Below are 7,442 nucleotides of genomic sequence, written 5' to 3'. Positions count from 1 at the left end.
GCAGCGGCAGCACGCCGCCCATCAGCATGACCGAGTGCCAATCATAGCGCGGCAACAACCACGAAGCGGCAAAGCCACCGGTTGCGGCACCAAAGGTAAAGCCACAGAACACCACGGTAATAATGAAGGAGCGACGACGTTCGGGCGCGTATTCGGCCACCAGAGTGCCAACGTTAGGCATGGCGGCGCCGAGCCCTAAACCGGTGAGAAAACGGAACAGCATCATCTGTTCGATGTTCTGCGCCATCGCCGTGGCCAGCGTCCACAGCCCGAAAAACAGTACGCTGATGAGGATCATCACGCGGCGACCATAACGATCGGCCAGCGGCCCGGCGACCATCGCACCTAATGCCAGACCAATCAAGGCCGCGCTGATCACTAAGCCGAGTTGATGATTAGTGACGCCCCAACTGGCTTTCAGTGTCGGCGCGATAAAGCCCATTAGCGCAATGTCCATGCCGTCCAGCGCCACTACCACGAAGCACAGCGCGATTAAGCGCTTCTGCCAGCTGCTAAGCGCACTCTTATTGATAAGCTGGCGAACATCTACTGCTTCAACGCTGGTCACGTAACGACTCCTGCACTTTTAACCGTTTAGGGCATCAGTTTTAGTAAAAAAAACGGCGCTTATCATAGCTCATCGTTAACAATATCGGGCACTGTTTTTGGATGTAATTGAGAATTATTCAACTTTTACCGAGTTATGTTGTTGATTTTACGTGACCTGATTACACGGCAAAAAATGTCATTTGCAGCATTACGCTTAAATTCAGCAGGTTAGGCATAAAGGTTGTGTCGCGGCATTTTTGTTAATATAAATTTGCAGGCAAGTTAACATAATTAACGTTTCCTCATTGCTGCTTCTCGTCATAACTCATTATGTTGGGCGTATGGACAAAAATATCCTTTTCAATCAGCGCATTCGCTTGCGTCATTTACATACCTTTGTGGCGGTGGCGCAGCAAGGCACGCTTGGTCGTGCCGCTGAAACGCTCAATCTAAGCCAGCCTGCTTTGTCGAAAACACTGAATGAGCTGGAAGAGCTGGCCGGCGCGCGGCTGTTTGAGCGCGGACGGCTCGGCGCGCAGCTCACCACGCTGGGCGAACAGTTTCTGATTCATGCGGTTAAAGTGCTGGATGCGCTCAATCATGCGGGTCAGAGCTTCAACGCACAGCAGCCTGGCCGGCCGGTGGTGATTCGACTCGGCGCGCTGACTACCGCTGCGATGGGCATGCTGCCGCAAATTCTCGATCGCTTCCATGAGCAGCAACCCAATACTACGGTGCAGGTCGCGACCTTGCACAATAACGTGCTGTTGGCCGGATTACGTGCGGGTGAATTTGATGTTGGCATTGGTCGGATGGCGGATAGCGACATGATGGCCGGACTAACCTATGAATTGCTGTTTCTGGAATCACTCAAACTGGTGGTGCGCCCGGATCATCCACTGTTAAGCGAAAACGTTATGCTGTCGCGCGCGATGCAGTGGCCGGTGGTGATTTCGCCGGAAGGCACCGCGCCGCGCCGTATTGCGCAGCATATGCTGAATGAGCAAGGTTGTACCTTGCCAGCAAACTGCGTCGAAACCTCATCGACATCGCTGGCGCGCCAGCTGGCGCTGCGTTACGACTATGTGTGGTTTGTGCCTTCCGGCGCCATTAAAGAAGATTTAAATCACGATGCGTTATGCGCGCTACCGATTGCCTCGCCGGGGCCAGGCGAACCGGTTGGCATTATTACGCGCAGCGGCAGCCCGCTAAGCCTAAGCGCCGAAGTGTTGATGGCGACCATACGTAAATTCCACAGTTAACGACTGTGTTTGGCATGACGTTCACGGTTCTCAAGGCGCGCCTGTTCGGTTTTACGTAAACCGACATAGAGCGCGCCCGCCCCGCCATCTTTCGGCTGCGCCGTGCAAAAGGTCTGCACCTCTGCAAACTCCTGCAACCATCGCGCCACATAGCTGCGCACAATATTGGCGTGCGACTCATCGTCACGCCCTTTGCCATGAATGATCAGCAGATTGCGCAATCCATGTCTATTGGCTTGTTGCATAAAGCTGAACAGCGCCTGACGACAGGTTTCAACCGGTTGACGCAGCAGATTAAGGCTGGCTTCGGGCGGATATTTGCCCAGCCGCAGCTTATCCAATACGCCTTGCTGTACGCCCTCAACCTTAAACTCCAGTGGTGTTGTCAGTGGAACGATGTCGAGAAAGCCACGAGTGAGGAAATTTTCCTGCTCGTCACTTTCCTGCGGCGCGCGTGGCACTTTTGGCGAAGGGGCGCGTAGCCATTGGGTGTTAGCGCAGTTTTTTAATGGCGTCACATCACCCATGGCATCGCGGAAAAGGTCTTCATCATCAAGGTTCATGGTGTTTCCTCTCGCCTGGTGTTTACCTGAGCGCCCAACTCGACGCCAAAGCAAAAGAGTAGCAAAGGATTATTGGCAAAACATCTGTCACTTTTTGCGCTGTATTAAGCTGTGTCAAACTGTAAACCTGGCAACAAAACGTTCCAGATCAATAAATGCCCTTCAGCCAGAGCAGCGCAAACCCTGTAATACCTGACATTTGTGGGGTTTTAAGGACATTTACTGCTCGGATGAGTTCCCTTCGCTTCGAAAAATGTTAAAATTGACCGCAGTCAATAATCATCGAGCGTAACTATATGATCCAGGAAAAACGCAGCATTCGACGTATTCAGTCTGGCGGTTGTGCCATCCATTGCCAGGATTGCAGTATCAGCCAATTGTGTATTCCCTTCACGCTGAACGAGCACGAACTGGATCAGCTGGATAACATCATTGAGCGCAAAAAGCCGATTCAGAAAGGCCAAACGCTGTTCAAAGCCGGTGATGAACTTAAATCGCTTTACGCTATCCGCTCCGGCACCATCAAAAGCTACACCATCACTGAGCAAGGCGACGAGCAAATTACTGGCTTCCATCTGGCAGGTGATTTGGTCGGTTTTGACGCCATTGTCGGCGCAAAACATCCGAGCTTTGCGCAAGCGCTGGAAACCGCGATGGTGTGCGAAATCCCGTTTGAAACCCTCGACGATCTCTCCGGTAAAATGCCGGCGCTGCGTCAGCAGATGATGCGTTTGATGAGCGGTGAAATCAAAGGCGATCAGGATATGATTCTGCTGCTGTCGAAGAAAAATGCTGAAGAGCGTCTGGCGGCGTTTGTCTGGAATCTGTCGCGCCGTTTCGGCCAGCGCGGTTTCTCACAGCGTGAATTCCGTCTGACCATGACGCGCGGCGACATTGGTAACTATTTGGGACTAACCGTAGAAACCATCAGCCGTCTGCTGGGTCGCTTCCAGAAAAGTGGCATGCTGGCGGTTAAAGGCAAATATATCACCATCGAGAACCACGCTTTGCTGGCAGAATTAGCTGGCCAGACCGAACAAGCCGCGTGATTCTGTGCCGGGTTAATAAAAGTTATTTTATTGATCCGGCAGCAACTTTTCCGCTTCTGCCCTGTCCAAACTTAGGCTATCTTTAATCCAACTTGCTTTGGTTTTAGGAGATCGGCCTATGTCCCGGTACCAAAATATTCTGGTGGCTATTGATGCCCAGCAGGACGATCAGCCCGCGCTGCGTCGTGCGGTTTATCTCAATCAACGTATCGGCGGAAAAATCAAAGCTTTCCTGCCTATTTACGACTTCTCATATGAAATGACCACGCTGCTGTCGCCCGACGAGCGCTCAAATATGCGCAAAGGGGTGATCAGCCAACGTACCGAATGGATCCGCCAACAGGCCCAGGCATATATTGAGGCTGGCGTTGAAATTGAAATCAAAGTGGTTTGGCACAACCGTCCGTATGAAGCCATCATTCAGGAAATTATGGCGCATCAGCATGATTTAGTGCTGAAAATGGCGCACCAGCACGATCGCCTGGAAGCGGTGATATTTACTCCGACGGATTGGCATCTGCTGCGTAAATGCCCTTGCCCGGTGTGGATGGTGAAAGATCAGGCATGGCCTGAAGGCGGCAAAGCGGTGGTGGCGGTGAATCTGGCCAGCGAAGAGCCGCATCATGATGAGCTCAATCAGAAGCTGATTCGTGAAACCACGCTGCTTGCCGAGATGGTGAATCACACCGAAGTGCATTTGGTCGGCGCTTATCCCATCACGCCCATCAACATTGCTATCGAACTGCCGGACTTTGATCCGAGCGTCTATAACGACGCAATTCGCGGCCAGCATTTAGTGGCGATGAAAGCGCTGCGACAAAAATTCTCGATCGGCGAAGAGTTCACTCATGTGGCGAAAGGTTTGCCCGAGGAAGTGATTCCGGATATCGCTTCGCATCTGGATGCTGGCATTGTGGTGCTCGGCACCATCGGCCGTACCGGTTTGTCAGCTGCGTTCCTGGGTAACACCGCGGAACAAGTGATCGATCATCTGCGCTGTGATTTGCTGGCAATCAAGCCAGACGATTTCAAATCGCCGATTGATTACGATGACGAAGAAGATGAAGACGATTGATTAAAAAAAGGGCGGCTCGCAATGGCCGCCCTTTCTATATTTACTCAGGGCGGTGAGTCAAATCACCGCCCTTCTTTTTTACAGCGCGCGCAGAATACCTTCCACGCTCGCTTTCGCATCACCAAACAGCATCTGCGTATTGTCTTTAAAGAACAGCGGATTCTGTACGCCCGCGTATCCAGTGCTCATCGAGCGTTTAAACACAATCACGTTCTGCGCTTTCCACACTTCCAGCACCGGCATGCCAGCGATTGGACTGCGCGGATCTTCCAGTGCGGCTGGGTTAACGGTGTCATTCGCGCCAATCACCAAAACGGTATCGGTATCGCTGAAGTCATCGTTAATCTCGTCCATTTCCAGCACCACATCGTAAGGTACTTTCGCTTCCGCCAGCAGCACGTTCATGTGGCCCGGCAAACGACCGGCAACCGGGTGAATACCAAAGCGAACTTTGATACCGCGTGCACGCAGCTTTTCGGTAATCTCAGCCACCGGATACTGCGCCTGCGCCACCGCCATGCCATAACCCGGCGTAATCACCACAGAAGACGAAGCTTTCAGCATCTCTGCTGTCTCTTCTGCGGTAATTTCACGGTACTCGCCAACTTCATCGCTTTCGCCGCCCACGCTTACGTCGGTACCGAAACCACCGGCGATCACGCTGATAAAGGAGCGGTTCATCGCTTTACACATGATGTAAGAGAGGATGGCACCGGAAGAACCGACTAGCGCACCGGTAACGATCAGCAAGTCATTGCTCAGCATGAAGCCCGCCGCCGCCGCTGCCCAACCGGAGTAAGAGTTCAGCATCGAAACCACAACCGGCATATCCGCACCGCCGATCGATGCCACCAGATGCCAGCCAAACACCAGCGCAATGATGGTCATCAGCAGCAGCGCAAACACCTGCGCGCCAGTGCTATCGGTTTGCACGAACCACAGCATCAGCAGGAAGGAAACCACCAGCGCCGCAAGGTTCATCTTATGACGATGCGGCAGCATCAGCGCTGAAGAGGAGATCTTGCCGCGCAGTTTGCCAAACGCCACCAGTGAACCGGTAAAGGTCACCGCACCGATGAAGATGCCGAGGAACACTTCGGTCAGATGGATATTTTCCATCACCGGCGCGAGGCCCGGCGCGTGATCAATGTAGCTGTTGAAGCCCACTAACACCGCTGCTAAACCGACAAAGCTGTGCAGAATGGCAACCAGCTCCGGCATTTCGGTCATTTCGACTTTCTTCGCCAGACGCAAGCCAATCGCACCACCAATCACCATCGCCACCAAAATCCAGGCAACGTTACCGGTGTTCGGGCCAAAAATGGTGGCCAGCAGCGCAATCGCCATGCCGCTCATGCCAAAAATATTACCCTGCTTCGAGGTCTCATGTTTCGAGAGACCGGCAAGGCTGCAAATAAACAGAATCGCGGCAACAATATATGCTGCAGTAACTAATCCGCCAGACATGTTGCTACCCCTTAATTCTTACGGAACATTTTCAGCATGCGCTGGGTGACGGTGAAACCACCGAAGATATTGATGCTGGCGATCAGTACGGCGATAAACGACAGAATCGTTACCCAACCGCCGTGGCCCATCTGCAGCACCGCACCCACCACAATAATGCCGGAAATGGCGTTGGTGACAGCCATTAGAGGCGTGTGCAATGCGTGACTCACGTTCCACACCACGTAATAGCCGACCACGCAAGAGAGCGCGAAGACGGTAAAGTGCGACAGGAAGTCTGCAGGCGCCACGTTGGCCAGGCAGGCAAACAGCACCACCGCCAACGCCAGCAGCAGATACTTGCGCCACGGCGAAACCGGCTTGGCTTCAACCTTCGGCAGCGGCTGTGCAGCGGGTTGCGCTTTTGGCGCGGCGGAAACCTGAATCGGCGGCGCTGGCCATGTCACTTCGCCATCACGAATCACCGTCACGCCGCGCACTACGACGTCTTCGAAATCAACGGTGATTTCGCCGTTTTTCTCTTTGCACAACAGTTTCAGCAAGTTGACGAGGTTGGTACCGTAAAGCTGTGAGGATTGGGTTGGCAGACGGCTTGGCAAATCGGTGTAACCGATAATCTTCACGCCGTTGGGGGTTAAGGTCACCTGATCGGCAACCGTCAATTCGCAGTTACCGCCGGTTTGCGCGGCCAGATCGACGATCACGCTGCCCGGCTTCATGCTGGCAACCATCTCAGCAGTAATCAGCTTCGGTGCCGGACGGCCAGGAATCAGCGCGGTGGTGACAATAATGTCGACTTCTTTCGCCTGCGCGGCAAACAGCTCCATCTCCGCCTTGATAAAGGCTTCAGACATCACTTTGGCATAACCATCGCCGCTGCCCGCTTCTTCTTCGAAGTCCAACTCAAGGAACTCGGCGCCCATACTCTGCACCTGCTCTTTCACTTCCGGACGCGTATCGAAAGCACGCACGATGGCACCCAAACTGCCTGCAGCACCGATGGCTGCTAATCCCGCAACGCCCGCACCAATCACCATCACTTTGGCTGGCGGTACTTTACCGGCGGCGGTGATTTGACCGGTGAAGAAGCGGCCGAACTCGTGCGCGGCTTCAACGATGGCACGATAACCCGCGATATTCGCCATTGAGCTCAACGCATCCAGCGCCTGCGCACGTGAAATACGCGGCACCGAATCCATCGCCATCACGGTGACGTTGCGTGCTGCCAGTTTCTCAAGCAGCGCTGGATTCTGTGCAGGCCAGATAAAGCTCACCAGCGTGCTACCGGCGCGCGTCAGCTCGATCTCCTGATCGTCAGGCGCATTCACTTTTAACACGATGTCTGACTGCCAGACGTCGTGAGTGTTGGTGATTGTGGCGCCGACGGCGATAAAGCTTTCATCATCAAAGCTGGCGCGAAGCCCTGCGCTCTGTTCAACGGTGACGCTAAATCCCAGCTTGATCAGTTGCTCAACGG

Annotated in this window: 7 protein-coding genes; 3 read left to right on the top strand and 4 right to left on the bottom strand. The window is 53.7% G+C overall.

Annotated features, from left to right (window positions below; translation table 11 throughout):
* Positions 1–568: MFS transporter (locus RTY00_RS15845; RefSeq protein WP_312665085.1), on the bottom strand; the 568-nt coding region annotated here is incomplete at its 3' end.
* A gap of 322 nt (positions 569–890) precedes the next feature.
* On the opposite strand from RTY00_RS15845, the gene RTY00_RS15840 reads away from it, so the two are divergent.
* Positions 891–1,811, top strand: a complete 921-nt coding sequence (locus tag RTY00_RS15840) for a LysR substrate-binding domain-containing protein (protein ID WP_008106387.1) — start codon at positions 891–893, stop codon at positions 1,809–1,811.
* Here RTY00_RS15840 and smrA read toward each other — a convergent pair.
* Positions 1,808–2,374 (bottom strand): DNA endonuclease SmrA, encoded by a 567-nt coding sequence (smrA, locus tag RTY00_RS15835; RefSeq protein ID WP_312665084.1) that lies wholly within the window; start codon positions 2,372–2,374, stop codon positions 1,808–1,810. The two genes, RTY00_RS15840 and smrA, sit on opposite strands and share 4 nt — an antisense overlap.
* 296 nt (positions 2,375–2,670) lie before the next feature.
* Here smrA and RTY00_RS15830 point away from each other — a divergent pair, with 296 nt between their 5' ends.
* A complete protein-coding gene (locus RTY00_RS15830; protein ID WP_008106391.1) occupies positions 2,671–3,423 on the top strand; it encodes an FNR family transcription factor in 753 nt (250 codons plus the stop codon).
* Positions 3,424–3,541: 118 nt separating this feature from the next.
* Positions 3,542–4,498, top strand: coding sequence for a universal stress protein UspE (uspE, locus tag RTY00_RS15825; protein ID WP_008106394.1), 957 nt, complete (start codon positions 3,542–3,544; stop codon positions 4,496–4,498).
* A gap of 78 nt (positions 4,499–4,576) precedes the next feature.
* Here the strand turns inward: uspE and pntB are convergent, their stop codons facing one another.
* On the bottom strand, positions 4,577–5,965 hold the full coding sequence (gene pntB / locus RTY00_RS15820) for a Re/Si-specific NAD(P)(+) transhydrogenase subunit beta (protein WP_312665083.1): 1,389 nt from the start codon (positions 5,963–5,965) through the stop codon (positions 4,577–4,579).
* Between the two features lie 11 nt (positions 5,966–5,976).
* Positions 5,977–7,442 (bottom strand): Re/Si-specific NAD(P)(+) transhydrogenase subunit alpha (gene pntA, locus RTY00_RS15815; RefSeq protein WP_312665082.1); only part of this gene is annotated, 1,466 nt, incomplete at its 5' end.

Source organism: Pantoea sp. CTOTU49201 (assembly GCF_032054795.1).
GTDB classification, from domain to species: Bacteria; Pseudomonadota; Gammaproteobacteria; order Enterobacterales; family Enterobacteriaceae; genus Pantoea; species Pantoea symbiotica.
The sequence above is the reverse complement of the archived record's forward strand: the minus strand, read 5'-3'. Positions and strand labels throughout refer to the sequence as shown.